Source organism: Marivita sp. (genome assembly GCF_051859345.1).
GTDB lineage: Bacteria > Pseudomonadota > Alphaproteobacteria > Rhodobacterales > Rhodobacteraceae > Marivita.
On sequence record NZ_JBHYFV010000008.1, the window covers coordinates 97,002 to 113,748 of the forward strand.

The 16,747-nt window shown below is 60.8% G+C and carries 14 protein-coding genes; 2 read left to right on the forward strand and 12 right to left on the reverse strand.

The annotated features are described in order from the left end of the window. Position 1: 1 nt before the first annotated feature. From queG to ACTIEN_RS07840, 6 genes are all read right to left on the reverse strand, one after another. Complete coding sequence (gene queG, locus ACTIEN_RS07815; protein ID WP_439522561.1) at positions 2–1,024, reverse strand: tRNA epoxyqueuosine(34) reductase QueG; 1,023 nt, start codon at positions 1,022–1,024, stop codon at positions 2–4. 75 nt (positions 1,025–1,099) lie between these two features. Continuing rightward, positions 1,100–1,765, reverse strand: coding sequence for an FtsZ-binding protein FzlA (fzlA, locus tag ACTIEN_RS07820; protein ID WP_439522562.1), 666 nt, complete (start codon positions 1,763–1,765; stop codon positions 1,100–1,102). 122 nt (positions 1,766–1,887) lie between these two features. Further along, positions 1,888–2,673, reverse strand: coding sequence for a monofunctional biosynthetic peptidoglycan transglycosylase (gene mtgA / locus ACTIEN_RS07825; protein WP_439522563.1), 786 nt, complete (start codon positions 2,671–2,673; stop codon positions 1,888–1,890). A 214-nt stretch (positions 2,674–2,887) separates the two neighbouring features. Then, entirely contained in the window at positions 2,888–7,426 is a 4,539-nt protein-coding gene (gene gltB / locus ACTIEN_RS07830) for a glutamate synthase large subunit (protein WP_439522564.1), read from the reverse strand. Next, positions 7,423–7,857, reverse strand: coding sequence for a GFA family protein (locus ACTIEN_RS07835; protein ID WP_439522565.1), 435 nt, complete (start codon positions 7,855–7,857; stop codon positions 7,423–7,425). Before ACTIEN_RS07835 ends, gltB begins: the two co-directional genes overlap by 4 nt. Next, positions 7,854–9,287, reverse strand: a complete 1,434-nt coding sequence (locus ACTIEN_RS07840) for an NAD(P)-dependent oxidoreductase (RefSeq protein WP_439522566.1) — start codon at positions 9,285–9,287, stop codon at positions 7,854–7,856. The genes ACTIEN_RS07835 and ACTIEN_RS07840 overlap by 4 nt, the downstream gene beginning before the upstream one ends. Before the next feature lie 220 nt (positions 9,288–9,507). On the opposite strand from ACTIEN_RS07840, the gene ACTIEN_RS07845 reads away from it, so the two are divergent. Continuing rightward, entirely contained in the window at positions 9,508–10,311 is an 804-nt protein-coding gene (locus ACTIEN_RS07845; protein ID WP_439522567.1) for an undecaprenyl-diphosphate phosphatase, read from the forward strand. Positions 10,312–10,364: 53 nt separating this feature from the next. Here the strand turns inward: ACTIEN_RS07845 and rlmH are convergent, their stop codons facing one another. The 6 genes from rlmH to ACTIEN_RS07875 form a co-directional block, all read right to left on the reverse strand. Beyond that, positions 10,365–10,838: a 23S rRNA (pseudouridine(1915)-N(3))-methyltransferase RlmH gene (gene rlmH / locus ACTIEN_RS07850; protein WP_439522568.1), complete on the reverse strand. Its 474-nt coding sequence runs from the start codon at positions 10,836–10,838 to the stop codon at positions 10,365–10,367. Between the two features lies 1 nt (position 10,839). After that, positions 10,840–11,205, reverse strand: a complete 366-nt coding sequence (rsfS, locus tag ACTIEN_RS07855; protein WP_439522569.1) for a ribosome silencing factor — start codon at positions 11,203–11,205, stop codon at positions 10,840–10,842. 152 nt (positions 11,206–11,357) lie between these two features. After that, positions 11,358–13,706 (reverse strand): aldehyde dehydrogenase family protein, encoded by a 2,349-nt coding sequence (locus ACTIEN_RS07860; protein WP_439522570.1) that lies wholly within the window; start codon positions 13,704–13,706, stop codon positions 11,358–11,360. After that, positions 13,703–13,996, reverse strand: a complete 294-nt coding sequence (locus tag ACTIEN_RS07865) for a hypothetical protein (RefSeq protein ID WP_439522571.1) — start codon at positions 13,994–13,996, stop codon at positions 13,703–13,705. The genes ACTIEN_RS07860 and ACTIEN_RS07865 overlap by 4 nt, the downstream gene beginning before the upstream one ends. A gap of 48 nt (positions 13,997–14,044) precedes the next feature. Beyond that, on the reverse strand, positions 14,045–15,031 hold the full coding sequence (gene deoC, locus ACTIEN_RS07870; protein WP_439522572.1) for a deoxyribose-phosphate aldolase: 987 nt from the start codon (positions 15,029–15,031) through the stop codon (positions 14,045–14,047). A gap of 100 nt (positions 15,032–15,131) precedes the next feature. Further along, entirely contained in the window at positions 15,132–15,815 is a 684-nt protein-coding gene (locus tag ACTIEN_RS07875) for a hypothetical protein (protein ID WP_439522573.1), read from the reverse strand. 112 nt (positions 15,816–15,927) lie between these two features. Between ACTIEN_RS07875 and ACTIEN_RS07880 the strand changes: the two genes are divergently transcribed. Further along, positions 15,928–16,659 carry a 4'-phosphopantetheinyl transferase family protein gene (locus tag ACTIEN_RS07880; RefSeq protein ID WP_439522574.1) on the forward strand — a complete coding sequence of 244 codons (732 nt, stop codon included), beginning with the start codon at positions 15,928–15,930 and terminating at the stop codon, positions 16,657–16,659. Positions 16,660–16,747: the final 88 nt, after the last annotated feature.

Consider the following 16,747-nt stretch of genomic DNA (forward strand, 5'->3'; position numbering starts at 1 on the left):
GTTACCCTTGCAAAACCGCCCAGCGCGCCGCATCCGCGACCGTGGGATCCGGATCATCCGTCAATCCCTGCGCGACGGACCGCAGCCGCGCGGACCCGGAATTGCCAATCGCATAAAGCACGTTGCGAACAAAGCGGTTTCGACCGATCCGCTTGATGGGCGATCCCGAAAAACGCGCCCGGAACGCCGCATCGTCCAAACCGGCAAGCTCGGCCAGGTCCGGAGCTTTCAAATCGTCGCGCGCATGATATCTGGTTTCTGAGGCACGTTGCGCGAACTTGTTCCACGGGCAGACCGCCAGACAATCGTCACACCCATAGATCCGGTTCCCCATCAGCCCGCGCAGATCTTCATCCACTGGGCCATGATGTTCGATTGTCAGGTAGGAAATGCAGCGCCGCGCGTCCAACTGGTAGGGCGCGGGAAAGGCATCGGTCGGGCAGACATCCAGACAGGCCCGGCACGATCCGCAATGATCCACCTCTGCAGCATCGGGCGTCAGGTCAAGCGTCGTGAACACCGATCCGATAAAGAACCACGACCCAAGATCGCGCGACACCAGATTGGTATGCTTGCCCTGCCAACCAAGCCCGGCCGCCTGACCCAAAGCCTTTTCAGGCACCGGGGCGGTGTCGACAAACACTTTCACCTCGCCGCCGACCTGCTCGATCAACCACCGCGCCAAGCGCTTGAGCCTCTTCTTGACGACATCATGGTAATCGCGGTTCTGCGCATAGACGGAAATCGCCGCCTGCTCACGCTGCTCCAGCACCTCCAGCGGATCCTGCTCCGGCCCATAGGTCTCGGCCAGCATGATCACCGATTTCGCCTCGGGCCAAAGCACCTGTGGCGCGGCGCGCCAAGGGGCGCGGTCTTCCAGCCAGCCCATTTGCCCGTGATACCCCTTGTCAAGAAACGCGCGCAGCCGCGTGGGCATCTCGGGCACATCCCACGGCCGACAGATGCGACAGGCCGAAAACCCTTCAGCCAGAGCCTGTGATTTGATCCGGGCCGTCAGGTCCATCCCCGCCCCCAACTTCTTCTTTTTCCAAATATGCCGGGGAGTGTGAGGGGCTGGCCCCTCACTCCAACGCCGGGATCAGAAATCCAGATCGGCATAATGCGGAGGCTGAGGAAAGCCCGGCACCTGATCTGCCAAAATCGACCGGAACGCCGGGCGCGATTTGATCTTGGCATACCAATCCTTGACCGCATCACTGCGGTTCCAGTCCACATCGCGGATGTAATCCAGTGACGACAGATGCGCCGCCGCTGCAAAATCCGCCAGCGTCATCGTATCACCCGCAAGCCAGCGCCGATGGTCCAGCAACCATGCCATGTAATCCAGATGATACTTGATCGCCTTGGCCCCGGATTTCACGTTGCCGCTGTCGGGAAACCCCTGCTTGGTGACCTTCTTGTTGACCCGCTCGTACAAGAGCTTGGACGTCACTTCGTTGTGGAACTTGTCATCGAACCAGCCCACCAGGCGCCGCACCTCGTAGCGCGCCTCGGACGAGCGTGGCATCAGCGGCGGTTCGGGATATTTCTCTTCGAGATACTCGCAGATCGCCGCACTTTCGGCCATCGTGCGCCCGTCGATCTTGAGAACCGGCACCTTGGCGGCCGGGTTGCGACGCAGGAAATCCGGGTCTTTTTCCCAGTACCGCTCCTCGATCAACTCGCACTCGATCTTCTTTTCCGCAAGGCTCAGGCGCACCTTCCGGCAGAACGGTGACAGCGGAACATGATACAGTTTGGCCATGCGAAACGGGTCCCGGGGATGGTGGTGATTGTATCCTCTAATTGCCGCGATCCGCATCGCAATACAATGGTCCGCATGTGGTTTAATCCCGACCGCGCGGTTTTCGTCTCATCCCTGCGGGCTCAGTCCTGGAAACACGAGGCCCGCCCATCCTGATTGATGGTCTCGGCCCCGGCCCGGATCGAGCGCGCCCTTTGATCGACAAAACCACTGGGCTGAGAGGCGGACCGCGTCTTCGGAGACGGCAACACCGCCGCCAGTCGCGCCGCCTGCAACGCGGTCAGATCGCGCGCATCCACGCCGAAATAATGCACCGCTGCCGCCTCCACGCCGAACACACCTTCATCAAACTCGGCCACGTTCAGATACAGCTCAAGCAAACGTCGCTTGGAATACATCGCTTCGGCAACAGGAGTCAGCACGGCCTCCAGGCCTTTGCGCACCCATGACCGCTGCTGCCAGAGGAACACGTTCTTCACCACCTGCTGAGAAATCGTCGACGCGCCACGGGCGCCACCAGCCTCGATCGCGGCCTGAATCGCTTCGACGTCAAAGCCCCAGTGCAGACAGAAATTGGCATCCTCAGCTGCCACCGCCGACCGGAACATCACCGGCGCGATCTGCTCTGCATCGACCCAGATGTGATCCACAGGGGCGCCCAGCCGACGCCCTTCGGACCACATGGTATGGGTCGTGGGCGGGTTCAACACACCGAACACGGCAACCACAGCCAACACCAGAACCACCAGCGCAAATGCCGTGCGGATGCTCCACCTGGCCAGCCAGCGATAGGGCGCAAGGATTCGGTCCACGAGGGACGGTTCCTTGGACTTGCGCATGCGTTTGGGCTTCGGCTTGTCCAGCCGGGGTCCCTGTTGCGGCGTCGATTTGGGTTTACTGCCTGCCATTGCAGGCACATTAGGCGTAACCGCCATCCAAGAAAACATCCCTCACTGTTCGCGTGTCCGAAATGCGATACCGGGAAAATTCGGTCCCCCCGCGGCACAGCTATGGCAAAACCATGAAAGCTTTACGTTTCGCCAGGCCTCCGCGACGCCAAAGGCGCGGAAAACAAAAAGCCCGGCAGTGCGGCCGGGCTTTTCGCTTTGTCCTGATGTCAGATCACTCTGCCGGAACAGCCTTGGCTTCGATCCCCAAAGGATACTTGATCTTGTTCAGCATCTCTTTCGGGCAGACCTGGACGAAATGCGCCTGTTCGATGTCCCAGTGTTGAAGAATGTCCTGTGCCTTGCGGCTCATGGTTTCCTCGACATGGCGTTCGATCAGACCTTTCAACTCATCAACCCATTGATCGACGGTGACCGGGCAGGTCACAAGGCTTTCCATGTTCATGAGCGCCTGCGCCTTGCCTTCCGGATCATAAAGATAGGCCATGCCCCCGGTCATGCCCGCGCCAAAGTTGGCACCGATATCACCCAGGATCACCGCAACACCGCCGGTCATGTATTCGCAGCCGTTCGATCCACATCCCTCGACCACGACCCTGGCGCCAGAGTTGCGCACGGCGAAACGCTCACCTGCGCGCCCGGCGGCAAAGAGGTAGCCATCGGTCGCCCCATAAAGCACAGTGTTGCCGATGATCGTGTTCTCGGCCGCCACCAGCGGTGACATCATCGGTGGACGCACCACGATGGTGCCGCCCGACAGGCCCTTGCCGACATAGTCGTTGGCATCACCCGACACTTCAAGCTTCAGCCCCGGCGCGGCAAACGCCCCCAGAGACTGTCCCGCAGAGCCGGTGAGTTTGACGGTCAGGTGGTTCGGTTGCAGCGCGTTGCGCATGCCGAAGGACTTCACGATATGGCTCGACGTGCGTGTACCCACGGTCCTGTCGGTGTTCTGAACCGCGTAGGACAACTGCATCTTTTCACCATCTTCAAGGAACCGCGCCGCATCGCGCACGATTTCCGCATCAAGCGTATCCGGCACCGGGTTTCGCGGGCGGTTGCGATCATAAACGATGTCGTCCGACCCATCGACCCGGATCAACAGCGGATTGAGATCCAGATCATCCAGATGATCCGAACCACGGCTGACCTGACCCAGCAGGTCGGCACGCCCGATCACCTCGTCCAGCGACTTTGCCCCGATGGACGCCAGCACATCGCGGACCTCCTGCGCGTAGAAGGTGATGAGGTTCACCACCTTGTCCGCGTTGCCGGTGAACTTGCCACGCAACTCTTCATCCTGCGTGCACACGCCAACCGGGCAGGTGTTCGACTGGCACTGACGCACCATGATACAGCCCATCGCGATCAGCGCTGCGGTGCCGATACCGTACTCTTCGGCCCCCAGCATCGCGGCCATGACAATGTCACGCCCGGTGCGCAGGCCACCATCGGTCCGCAAGGTCACGCGATCCCGCAGCTTGTTCATCGACAGAACCTGATGCGCTTCGGTCAGACCCATTTCCCACGGCAGACCGGCGTATTTGATCGAGGTCGCGGGCGACGCGCCGGTGCCACCGTTGTGGCCGGAAATCAGGATCACGTCCGCCTTGGCCTTGGCCACACCAGCAGCAATTGTACCAACGCCAGACGACGCCACCAGCTTGACCGTCACCTTGCAGCGCGGGTTGATCTGCTTGAGGTCGTAGATCAGCTGCGCCAGATCCTCGATCGAATAGATGTCGTGGTGCGGCGGCGGGGAGATCAGCGTCACACCCTTGGTCGAATGGCGCAGACGGGCGATCAGGTCGGTGACCTTCATCCCCGGAAGCTGACCACCCTCACCGGGCTTGGCCCCTTGCGCGACCTTGATCTCAAGCTCTTCGCATTGGTTGAGGTATTCGGCGGTCACGCCAAAACGACCCGACGCCACCTGCTTGATCTTGGCAGAGGGGTTGTCGCCGTTCGGCTCCGGCACGAAATGCGCCGGGTCTTCGCCGCCTTCACCCGAGTCGGACTTGGCTCCGATCCGGTTCATCGCCACGTTCAGCGTCTTGTGTGCCTCGGGCGACAGCGCGCCCAGCGACATGCCCGGAGTCACAAACCGCTTACGGATGCTGGTGATGCTCTCCACCTGTTCCAGCGGGATCGGTTCGCCCAGCGGCTTGATCGCCAGCAGATCGCGCAGATGGATCGGCGGGTTCGCCTGCATCGCCTTGGAATAGGTCTTCCAGATCTCATAGGACGCCTTGTTACATGCCATCTGCATCAGGTGCATCGTCTGCGCGCCCCAAGCGTGGGTCTCGCCCGATTTGCGTGCCTTGTAGAAGCCACCAATCGGCAGAACGTCCTGACCACCGCGGAAGCCCAGCGCGTGGATTTCCTCGGCCTTGCGCTGAAGCCCGTTCAGGCCAATGCCCGAAATCCGGCTCAGCATGCCGGGGAAGTATTCCGCACACATGGCACGGCTCAGACCCACGGCCTCGAAGTTCAGACCCCCGCGATAGGAGGAAATCACCGAAATCCCCATCTTCGACATGATCTTGAGCAAGCCCTGATCCACCGCTTCACGGTACTTGGCCACCGCCTCGGTCAGCGTAAGGTCCAGCAGCCCCCGCTTGATCCGGTCGTTCAGCGAATCCTCGGCCAGATAGGCGTTCACGACCGTCGCACCCGCACCGATCAGCACGGCAAAGTAATGCGGGTCGATACATTCCGCCGACCGCACATTGATCGAACAGAAGGTCCGCAGACCCTTGCGTGTCAGGTGGCTGTGGACAGCGCTGGTGGCAAGGATCATCGGCATCGCGACCTTGTCTTCGCCGCAGAATTCGTCCGTCAGCGTGATATGCCCCGCACCCGACCGCACAGCGTCTTCCGCTTCGGAGCGGATACGCTCCAACGCGACCTGCAAGGCGCCGTGTTCGCCCGTCGCCGGGAAGGTACAGTCGATCTCGCACAGACCGGCGTTGAAGTGATTGGCCAATTCCTTGAACTGCGCATTGCCGACAAACGGGCTGTCCAGCACGAGGATCTCGGTCTGGGCGCTGCTTTCGTCCAGCACGTTCTTGAGGTTCCCAAACCGGGTCTTGAGGCTCATCACGCGGAATTCGCGCAAGCTGTCAATCGGCGGGTTGGTCACCTGGCTAAAGTTCTGGCGGAAGTAATGCGACAACGGGCGGTACTTCTTGGACAGCACCGCAGAGGGCGTATCATCCCCCATCGACGCCAGCGTTTCCTTGCCGTCTTCGGCCATCGGCGCAAGGATCTGCTCGAGCTCTTCAATCGTATAACCTGCTGCGATCTGACGGCGGCGCAAATCTCCGGCTTCGAAAAGCGGTTTTTCCGTCACTTTCGCAAGGTCTTCGTCAAGTTCGTTGATCTTGCCAACCCAATCACCAAAGGGCTGGCTGGCAGCCAGTTTGTTCTTGATCTCGACGTCGTGATACAGCTTGCCCTCTTTCATATCAACGGCGAGCAATTGCCCCGGACCAAGCGCGCCTTTTTCGCGCACGGTGCCTTCGTCAATCGGCACCATGCCCGCCTCGGACCCGGCAATGAGCATCCCGTCGCCAGTCACCACATAGCGCATCGGACGCAAACCGTTCCGGTCAAGCCCGGCACAAACCCAACGACCATCAGTCATGGCAAGCGCCGCAGGGCCATCCCACGGCTCCATCACGGAGTTGCAGTAGGAATACATATCCCGCCACGCCTCGGGCAATTCGATGGCCTGTTTGGACCACGATTCCGGGATCAGCATGGTCTTCGCCATCGGCGCATTGCGCCCCGCCCGCACCAGCACTTCGAACACCGCATCCAACGCAGCGGAATCCGACGCCCCATTCGCGATGATTGGCTTGATATCCTCGGCCAGGTCGCCAAACGCGCCCGAGGCCATGCGGATCTCGTGGCTCTTCATCCAGTTGACGTTGCCCTTGAGCGTGTTGATCTCACCGTTATGCGCCAACATGCGGAACGGCTGCGCCAGCCACCACTGTGGGAAGGTGTTGGTCGAATAGCGCTGGTGGTAGATTGCAAAAGCGGATTCAAACCGCTCGTCTTGCAGATCGGGATAGAATTCGGCCACCTGTTCAGCCAGCATCATGCCCTTGTAGATGATCGACCGGCAGGACAGCGACGCGATGTACAACTGACCGATGCCAGCCGCAGCAGCCGCTTTTTCGATCCGGCGGCGGATCACATACAACTCGCGCTCAAAGGTGTCTTCATCAACACCTTTGGAATTGGAAATCAGGATCTGCTCAATCTCGGGGCGGGTGGCATTGGCCTTTTCGCCAAGGCAACCAACGCTTACCGGAACATGCCGCCAGCCATAGATGTAATAGCCCATGCGCAGGACTTCGGTTTCCACGATGGTCCGGCAGGTTTCCTGCGCGCCAAAATCCGTGCGGGGCAGGAACACCTGACCAATTGCCATCAATTCGTCCATGCGCGGCGTGTGGCCGGTGCGTTCGATCTGGTCGTAAAAGAAAGGGGCCGGGATCTGAACGTGAATGCCCGCGCCATCGCCGGTCTTGCCATCGGCATCGACAGCACCCCGGTGCCAGATCGCCTTGAGCGCGTCGATTCCTGCTGCGACAACCCTGCGTGACGGCTTGCCATCAAGGCTGACCACGAGGCCAACGCCACAGGACGAATGCTCGTCTTCTTCGGAATAGAGACCGTTCTCGGCCATCCATTTGCGCTTGGCTTCCTCGGCACGGACCCATTCTGCATCATACTTGGTCATGGCTTCGTTCCTTCCACAAACGCCGCAAATCCTGCTTCGACTTCGGCTTTGGTTTTGGTCTCGTGATCCCCGGCAAAGGCGTAGCCATCGGGTTTCACATCAATGTAGATTTCAGTCTCAAGCTTCAGGCCGCCTGCATCATCCACAAGCCCGGCCGACACACTGTAATAGTCGTGACCGGGAATCGTCAGATGATACCAAAGCGTTGTCCCGCATGTGTCGCACCAGGCCCGCTCCGCCCAATCCGATGACGTGTAATTCTTGACCGGCCCGTCGGCTTTCAACGATCCCGGCTTCGCATCGATCTCGAGAAACGCGCTTCCGGTCCATCGACGACACATTTCACAATGGCACGCACCCAGTTTCGGCGCGATCGGTTCGAACGTGACCGTGACAGCCCCACACAGACACTGGCCCGCAAGCTGGCTCATTCGGCCGCAACGGCGCTCGCGCCGTTCAACTGCTGAAGCACCGCGTCGGCGCAGTCACGCCCATCGCGAATCGCCCAGACAACCAACGAGGCGCCACGCACGATATCGCCCACGGCGTACACACCCGGCAGCGCGGTTGCGCCTGTGGTAAACTCGGCCTTGATGGTCCCCCAACGGGTCACCTGAAGTTCTGGCACACCCCAAAGGGTCGGCAGTTCTTCCGGCTCGAACCCAAGCGCCTTGATCACCAGATCGGCAGGCTCAACGTAGTCCGATCCCTCGATCAGTTCGGGCATCTGACGGCCCGTGGCGTCGGGCAGACCCAGACGCATCCGTTGGACCATCACACCTTCAACCGGCTCACCGATAAAGCCCTTGGGCGCGGTCAGCCATTCGAACTGCACGCCCTCTTCCTCGGCATTCTGCACCTCGCGCTGCGATCCGGGCATGTTGGCGCGATCACGACGGTAGAGGCATTTCACCGATGTGGCCCCCTGACGGATCGCAGTCCGCACGCAGTCCATCGCAGTGTCGCCACCACCGATGACCACAACACGCTTGCCCTCGGCATTCAACTCTCCGCTGTCGAACTCGGCAACCTCGTCGCCAAAGCTCTTGCGGTTGGAGGCAGTCAGGAAATCAAGCGCCTTCACGATGCCGCTGGCCCCCGAACCGGGCCCACCCAGATCGCGCGACTTGTAAACGCCGGTTGCGATAATCACCGCGTCGTGCTGTTCGCGAATGTCCTCGAACGACATGTCCTCGCCGATATTGCAGTTCAGAACAAAGCGCACACCGCCCTTTTCCAGCTGCTCATTACGGCGCATGACAACCGGCTTCTCAAGCTTGAAGCCCGGAATGCCATAGGTCAAAAGACCGCCCGCGCGGTCATAGCGATCATAGACCGTGACCTGCACACCCTGACGGCGCAGCACGTCGGCAGCGGCCAGACCGCCTGGGCCCGCGCCAATAACCGCCACGCTTTCCTTGCGTTCCCGTGCGGGTTTGATCGGCTTGACCCAACCCTTGTCCCACGCGGTATCGGTGATGTATTTCTCGACCGCGCCGATGGTGACGGTGCCATGACCCGACTTTTCGATTACGCAATTGCCTTCACACAGCCGATCCTGCGGGCAGATGCGACCACAGATTTCAGGGAAGGTGTTGGTGGCCTGGCTGACCTCGTAGGCTTCCTGCAACCGCCCTTCCGCAGTCAGGCGCAACCAGTCAGGAATGTTGTTGTGCAACGGACAATGCGTCTGGCAATAGGGCACGCCGCACTGCGAACAGCGGCTGGACTGCTCCTTGGCCTTGGCGTCTGCGTATTCCGCGTAAATCTCGTGGAAGTCCTCGCGCCGCTGATCCGCTCCGCGCTTTGTGGGCATGTCGCGTGCAACCTGCACGAACTTCAACATTGGCTGCTTTGCCATGACTCGCGTCCTTCCCTGCCTGTTGTCGCGTCTGATTATAGAAGACCAGCGCGAAAGAAAAGTCACTTATACTGACCTATTTTTCGGATTTTTGCCACCTTCACGCAAAAATCATGCTGCAATGCAGCTATTTTAGGTCCGATTCGGACCTAAAATAGAGCTTTCCCTTGGTTTTTATGGCTTTATACCGATTGCCGAACTTGGACCCGGACGGCGACACATGGCCCTGACCCATTTGCTTATCTTGGCTTTGATTCAGGGCGTTACCGAATTTTTGCCGATTTCATCCTCTGGCCACTTGATTCTCCTCCCGAATCTGACCGGCATGGCGGATCAGGGACAGGCTCTGGATGTGGCTGTACATGTCGGCACATTGTTCGCGGTCATCCTCTACTTCTGGTCCGACGTCCGGGTCGTCATCGCGGGATTGGGACGCCTGATCAAAGGCCGCATCGACACGCAAGGCGCGTTCTGGGCTCTCAGCCTGATCATCGCAACAGTCCCGGTGATCCTGTTTGGCCTCGCGCTCAATCTGTCGGGGTATAATGACCTGCTGCGTTCGACCGCCGTTATCGGCTGGACGATGCTGGTCTTCGGCATCGTGCTTTATTGGGCAGACCAGACCGGCACCGCCGAGAAACGCGCGGCGCATTGGGGACTCAAGGATGCCGTCATCATGGGATTGTGTCAGGCCATCGCCCTGATCCCCGGAACGTCACGATCCGGCATCACCATTACGGCAGGTCGCAAACTTGGCTATGACCGCGAAAGCGCGGCGCGGCTGTCGATGCTGATGTCGATCCCAACCATCATGGCCTCGGGACTGCTGCTTGGACTGGACGTGGTGCAAGCGGCGGATATGTCGATCGCCCGCGACGCAGGCATCGCCGCCGTATTTGCGTTTCTCGCAGCGCTTGTTGCACTGACCCTGATGATGCGCCTGCTCAAATCGGTAAGCTTCACGCCCTATGTGATCTATCGCGTGATCCTTGGCGTGATCCTTCTGGTCATCGCCTACACCTGATCATCCCGCGCCCCCTTTCGGTCACCTGAAAGCGTCGATGCGTCAACGCGTCGTCACTCCCGATGATACGGCGACCCCGCCACAATCGACGCGGCCCGATAAAGCTGTTCCGCAATCATCACCCGGACCAGCTTGTGCGGCCACACCATCTTTCCCAAGGACAGCAGGACATCCGCCTCCTGGCGCAGCGACGGATCAATCCCGTCCGCCCCGCCAATGACAAACGTCACATCAGAACGCCCCTGATCGGCCCACCCCTGCAACTTTTTCGCAAAATCCGGCGAAGACATCACGGTCCCGCGCTCATCAAGACAAACGATCAGGGATCCCGTGGGAATGGACGACCGCAAAAGCACCGCTTCCGCCGCCATCCCACCATTCTTCTTGTCCTCAACCTCGGTCTCGCCCTCGAAACGCCAGCCAAGGCCGCGTCCTGTCTGGCCGAACCGGGACAGGTAGTCGTCTACCAGCGCGCGTTCTTCCGAGCGGCCGGCAAGCCGCCCCACCGCGCGAAGATGCACCCGCATCCTAGTTGGTCAGGGCCGCCCCTGCCGGGAGCCACATCTTTTCCAACTGGTAAAATTCGCGCACTTCGGGACGGAAAATGTGAACGATGACATCCCCCGTATCGATCAGCACCCAATCGCCGGTTTCCTTGCCCTCGACCTTGGACAGGATGCCGCGTTCGGACTTGAGCATATCCACCAGCTTTTCGGCCAGTGCCGAGACCTGCCGGCTCGAGCGACCCGAGCAGACAACCATGTAATCGCCAATCGACGTCTTTCCGCGCAGGTCGATCTGCACAACGTCTTCAGCCTTGTTTTCGTTAAGTTCCGCAAGGATTGCCGCGAGCGTCGCGTCGCTGGCTGATCCGTTTCCGGGCGTGCCGATCATTGGCAGACCCCCGTCAGTGGCATGCACCACATCCGATTGAAGAGACAGGACATCGTCCTCCTAAGTATAAACGCCGTTCCGCCCCGGCGCTGGGTAAAGTAAAAATAACACTGCATCGGTAAATTCTCAATGACCCCCGATAAAATTGGCAATCATGCGCCGTAAGGAACCCACACGGTCTTCACCTCGGTCGCCGCATCAAGGAAAACCGCCCCCTCGCCATCGACCCCCGTCCAGTCCCGTGCGCGCCCATGATTCACCCATGTTCGCTTGAGATTATACGCCGCGCCGCGCTCTATCTTTGCCGAAATATCAGAGGACGAGAACGACCAGACCGCCTCAAGATCCATGTGTTGCGCAAGTGTCGGTGCAAGCTCTTCGGGGCGCCCCGTCAGGATGTTGACCACCCCGCCCGGCACGTCAGATGTGTCCAGTACCTGGTAAAAATCCGTCGCCGCCAGCGGGAAAGGTTCGGACGCGACAAGAATCACCCTGTTGCCCATCGCAATCGCAGGCGCCATCACCGAAACCAGCCCAAGCAGCGGATGATCGTCCGGGCAGAACGCGCCGATCACACCGCAGGGTTCGCGCATCGCCAGGGCCACCCCGCGCAAAGGCACCTGTGCCACCCGCCCGTCATACTTGTCGGCCCAGGCCGCATAGGTGAACAGCCGGTTCACCGACAGGTCGACCTCTTTCGCACCGGTCCGCGCCCCGGTCATCTGGTTCAGACGCGCCGAAAACTCATCCTTCCGCGCGGCCAGATTCTCGGCAATGTAATACAGGATCTGCGCCCGCAGATGCGCCGTCGTCCCCGTCCAGCCAACCGCCCCGCGCGCTGCCTCGACCGCGTTGCGCACGTCCTTGCGGTTGGCCAAAGGCGCCTGCCCGATCAGCTTGCCTGCCTTGGTGTAGACCTCATAGGCATAGCCCCCGTCAGGCCGCGACTGCTTGCCCCCGACATAAAGCTTGGCCGTCCGGTCCACCGCCTGTGGCTCGGCATCCGGACCACTGCCGAAGCCAACCACCTTGGCCAGCGCCTTGCCAGACCCGGAAGGCCGGGTGTAGGCCATCATCCCTTCCGGCCCACCTTCGCGCCCGAACCCGCTTTCACGCACCCCACCAAAGGGCGCAGCGGCGTCGAACATGTTGGTCCCGTTGATCCAGACCACCCCGGACGCCAGCTTGGGTGCGATATCCAAAGCAACGTTGATGTTTTCCGACCACAAGGTCGCCGCCAGTCCGTAGCGCGTGTTGTTCGCCAGTTCGACCGCCTCGGACGGTGTGCGGAAGGTTGTGCCCACCAGAACCGGACCGAAGATCTCTTCCTGCATCAGCGGATCGGCGGTGCTCAGTCCGGTGATCAGCGTCGGCGGATAGAAACACCCGCTCTCCGGCATCTCGCACTTCGCGCGATAGGTTTCCCCGGCGGTATTGCCATCGACCAGACGGGTGATGGTTTCCAACTGCCTGGGGTCCACAATCGCCCCCACATCCACCGATTTGTCCATCGGCGATCCAACCCGCAGCTTGTCCATCCGTGCGCGCAGCTTGGCATGGAACCGCTCCGCCACACCTTCCTGCACCAGAAGCCGCGATCCGGCACAGCAGACCTGCCCCTGATTGAACCAGATCGCATCGACCAGGCCTTCAACGGCCGAATCCAGGTCCGCATCCTCGAACACGATATAGGGCGATTTTCCGCCCAACTCCAAGGTCAGCGCCTTTCCGGAACCGGCGGTCGCCTCGCGAATGCGCCGCCCCACGGCGGTCGATCCGGTAAACGCCACCTTGTCGACATCCGGATGGGTGACAACCCTTTCGCCCACAGCCCCATCGCCGGTCACGATATTCACCACCCCTTTGGGCAACCCCGCCTGACGGCACATGTCTGCAAACAAGAGCGCAGTCAGCGAGGTGTATTCCGCAGGCTTCAACACCACCGTGTTGCCCGCCGCCAGCGCTGGCGCGATCTTCCAGGACAGCATCAGCAACGGGAAATTCCACGGCACAACCTGCCCGCACACGCCATGCGCGGCGCGGCCGGCATATTCGCTGTCGAACAACTGCGCCTGACCCGCGTGATAGTATAAATGCCGCTGCGCCAAGGGGATATCAATATCCCGGCTTTCCCGGATCGGCTTGCCGTTGTCCAAACTCTCCAGCACCGCGAACAGGCGACTGTGCTTTTGCAACAACCGGGCCAACGCATAGATATACCGCGCCCGCCCCGGACCGCCCAGCTTGGCCCAGCCCTTTTGCGCCTTGCGCGCCGCTGCAACGGCCGCATCCACATCAGCTTGCGTGGCCTGAGACACATGCGCCAGCACCTCACCCGTTGCCGGATTGCGGCTCTCGAACACCTCTCCGGGTTCGGTCATCTCACCGCCTATGAAATGCCCGAACCGATCCCCCTGATCGACCAGCCACGCCAACGCATCGCCCGCCGATTCCGGGGCCGTTCCATACTCCATACTCTCGAATATCTCTTGCACGGTCATTGAAAGGAGCCTTTCAGAAGCAGGAAAACAATGTAGGCCAGCCAAAGAATCGCGGCCCCACGGACCACCCATTCCGCCCGGCGGGTCCGGTCATGCAGGGATGCGAAACCGGACAATTCGTCTGGCGGATCGGTCGGCGGTTCGAACGCCGGTTCCGGCCCCAGCAGGCGCTGCATCCGCGTCGGCAGATCGCGTACGGCCCGCTTCAGCTTGCGCCGCCGCCAGTTCTGCGCCCCAAGCCACAAAAGGGCCGAAACGCCAAGCAGCAAAAGCACCGGGTTATTGCGCATGGCACAGCCCCGTAGTGACGCAACAGTCAATATCGCCGGGTCGTTCGATCATCCCGCCGCATGCCTCCAGGACGCCGAATACGCCCCGGTCACATGATGTTCCAACTGCCGTTCGATATCACCCAGAAGCGACGACGCACCAAACCGGAACAGATCGTTCTGCACCCAACGGTCGCCCAACTCTTCCTTCATCAGCGCAAGATAGACCAAGGCATCCTTTGCCTTGGAAATCCCGCCCGCAGGCTTGTACCCGACGCGAATCCCCGTCGCCTCGAAATAGTCCCGGATCGCCCGGATCATCACCAGGGACACTGGCAGCGTGGCGTTCACGCTTTCCTTGCCGGTCGAGGTCTTTATGAAATCCGCCCCCGCCATCATGCAGACCAGCGAGGCCCGCGCGACGTTCTGCAACGTGCCCAATTCCCCGGTCGCCAAAATGGCCTTCACATGGGCCTCACCACAGGCGGCGCGAAACGCCCGCATCTCGTCATAAAGCGCCTGCCAGTTGCCGGTCAGCACATGCCGCCGCGAAATCACGATGTCGATCTCCGCCGCCCCGGCGCGTACACTCTCCTCAATCTCGGCCACCCGCAAATGGAACGGCGACAACCCCGCCGGAAACCCGGTGCTGACAGCGGCAACCGGCACACCCGACCCCTCCAACGCGGCAACTGCGGTCTCGACCATGTCGTGATAGACACAGACCGCGCCCACGGTCAGCCCGTCCATGCCCAGCGCACCCAACAGATCGCTTCGCACCGGCTGGCGCGCCTTGGCACACAGCCGCCGAACCCGCCCCGCCGTGTCGTCTCCGGCCAAAGTGGTCAGATCGATACAGGTGATGGCCCGGCACAGCCACGCCGCCTGAAAGTCCTTCTTCACCGACCGCCGTCCCGGCAAGGTCGCAGCGCGCCTCTCGATCGCGGATCGGTTGGCGGTCGCCCGCATCACCCAGTCCAGATCCAGCGCCATCCCCGGATTGCGGGGATCAACGGTCTGCGGCAAATGCGCGGTATCGGTCATGGTGGTGTGCATGGGGTCTGTCCAATTCGTTCCCGGCGATGCTGACACGCGCCAGCGATGACAGCAAGCCACGACGCCGCGTAGGATGGGTTTTCAACACACCAGCCCCTACCTACCGGATCAAATTCGAAAACCACCGTTTGACCGCATTCTTCTGCGGACGCAGGATCGGCAGATGCAGGATCCGCGGCTTGGGCTGATCGGAGTAAATCAGCTCCGACGCCTCGAAGATCCGCTTGTTGTATTGCGGTGGAAACACATAGAACCGCAGGTCCGAGGCCCACAATGTCTCTCGGAACGTCGGCTGGTCGATCTTGAAACCGGCGGCATCATAGGCGGCCTGCCAATCCCCGAAAAACGCCGTTGTCGCCGCGTTCTTGCGATATAACAGCACCCCGCAATTGATCTCGGGAAAGGTCTCAGGCACATCGGTCTGCCACATCCGCCGATGCCGGGGCCGGTGCCACAACATGACATGCGCCCCGCACAGATCGAACTTTTCAAGCAGGTCAAACAGACTTCCCAAATCCGCCCGGATCATCGTGTCATTGTCCAGGTACAGCGTCTCGTCATAGGGACTGTGCGCCAACGCCCCCACCTTGGGCCGCGTCATGTCATCCGGAATGACAAACACCTGATCAAACCCGCTGGTGTCGTCCTCTGCCGCACACCAGATCGCACAGGACAGGCCCGGATTATGCGCCTTGACCGACGCCGCCGACCGGCGTGCCACGTCCACATGGGCCTTGCCCCAAGCGACATACATCACACCGCGAGACCGGCTTTGCTCCGACATGCGAATGGCTCCTTGTGTTGCCGCAGCCCTAGCCCCGCCGAGAGGCCAAGTAAATGCGACAGACGGTTTTTTGCTTGACCCCACGCAGACTTGTAGAGATTGCAGGCAGGCTATGGATCAGACCTCGCTCACCACTCTGCAGGACCGCGCGAACGGATTCCTCACCGATCTAACGGTCGAGAACAGCCGCATCCCCGATGCCGTTCTTGTGACCGCAGGCTATGAAACCTCCGCCTATACCGACGCTCTGTTCAACAAGCTGAACATCCCCGTTCCGCTCAAGGTCCATCGCTCAAGCGCCAAACGCAAGGCAGACTTCCTCGCAGGCCGCGCACTGGCGCTCGCCGCCATGACGCATCTGGGTGTCACGCCACAACCTGTCGCAAACGCACCAAGCCGTGCGCCCATCTGGCCTGATGGTCTGGCCGGGTCGCTCAGCCACGCCCGTGGCCGCTGCGCCTGCCTTCTGTCCCGAGACACCGGCCAAACCTATGGAATCGATACCGAGGCTATTGCGAAAGACCGCCCGCTCGCGGCGATCCTCACTGAAACCCTGAGCGCTGCCGAACGTCACATAACGACCCAAGGCCCGCTGCCTGCCGCAACCAACGCCACACTGGCCTTTTCCGCCAAGGAAGCCCTGTTCAAGACCCTGTATCCCCGCGTCGGCCATCATTTCGGTTTCGACGCCGCAGCCCTGCGAGCAGCCCCCAAAGACGACACATTGACCCTGACGCTGACCACCGATCTGGCGCAAAGCCTGACCAAAGGCATGCAATTTGACGTATATTTCAGCCTGTCGACAACCCATGTCCTGACATGGCTGTCCGCACCCGGCGCCTGATCCTCTTCTTGTTCCAAATACTCCCTTGGACTGGCCCATCACAGGCTAGAACACCCATGTAACGCGAATCACTGGAAAAAGAACAAAA

Excerpts from the sequence above, each read along its gene's own strand:
- ACTIEN_RS07860 (WP_439522570.1), bottom strand. The coding sequence starts at position 13,706 with ATGACCGTGCAAGAGATATTCGAGAGTATGGAGTATGGAACGGCCCCG.
- ACTIEN_RS07880 (WP_439522574.1), top strand. The coding sequence starts at position 15,928 with ATGGATCAGACCTCGCTCACCACTCTGCAGGACCGCGCGAACGGATTC.
- deoC (WP_439522572.1), bottom strand. The coding sequence starts at position 15,031 with ATGCACACCACCATGACCGATACCGCGCATTTGCCGCAGACCGTTGAT.
- ACTIEN_RS07835 (WP_439522565.1), bottom strand. The coding sequence starts at position 7,857 with ATGAGCCAGCTTGCGGGCCAGTGTCTGTGTGGGGCTGTCACGGTCACG.
- ACTIEN_RS07840 (WP_439522566.1), bottom strand. The coding sequence starts at position 9,287 with ATGGCAAAGCAGCCAATGTTGAAGTTCGTGCAGGTTGCACGCGACATG.
- mtgA (WP_439522563.1), bottom strand. The coding sequence starts at position 2,673 with ATGGCAGGCAGTAAACCCAAATCGACGCCGCAACAGGGACCCCGGCTG.
- ACTIEN_RS07865 (WP_439522571.1), bottom strand. The coding sequence starts at position 13,996 with ATGCGCAATAACCCGGTGCTTTTGCTGCTTGGCGTTTCGGCCCTTTTG.
- ACTIEN_RS07875 (WP_439522573.1), bottom strand. The coding sequence starts at position 15,815 with ATGTCGGAGCAAAGCCGGTCTCGCGGTGTGATGTATGTCGCTTGGGGC.
- fzlA (WP_439522562.1), bottom strand. The coding sequence starts at position 1,765 with ATGGCCAAACTGTATCATGTTCCGCTGTCACCGTTCTGCCGGAAGGTG.
- gltB (WP_439522564.1), bottom strand. The coding sequence starts at position 7,426 with ATGACCAAGTATGATGCAGAATGGGTCCGTGCCGAGGAAGCCAAGCGC.
- rlmH (WP_439522568.1), bottom strand. The coding sequence starts at position 10,838 with ATGCGGGTGCATCTTCGCGCGGTGGGGCGGCTTGCCGGCCGCTCGGAA.
- queG (WP_439522561.1), bottom strand. The coding sequence starts at position 1,024 with ATGGACCTGACGGCCCGGATCAAATCACAGGCTCTGGCTGAAGGGTTT.
- rsfS (WP_439522569.1), bottom strand. The coding sequence starts at position 11,205 with ATGATCGGCACGCCCGGAAACGGATCAGCCAGCGACGCGACGCTCGCG.
- ACTIEN_RS07845 (WP_439522567.1), top strand. The coding sequence starts at position 9,508 with ATGGCCCTGACCCATTTGCTTATCTTGGCTTTGATTCAGGGCGTTACC.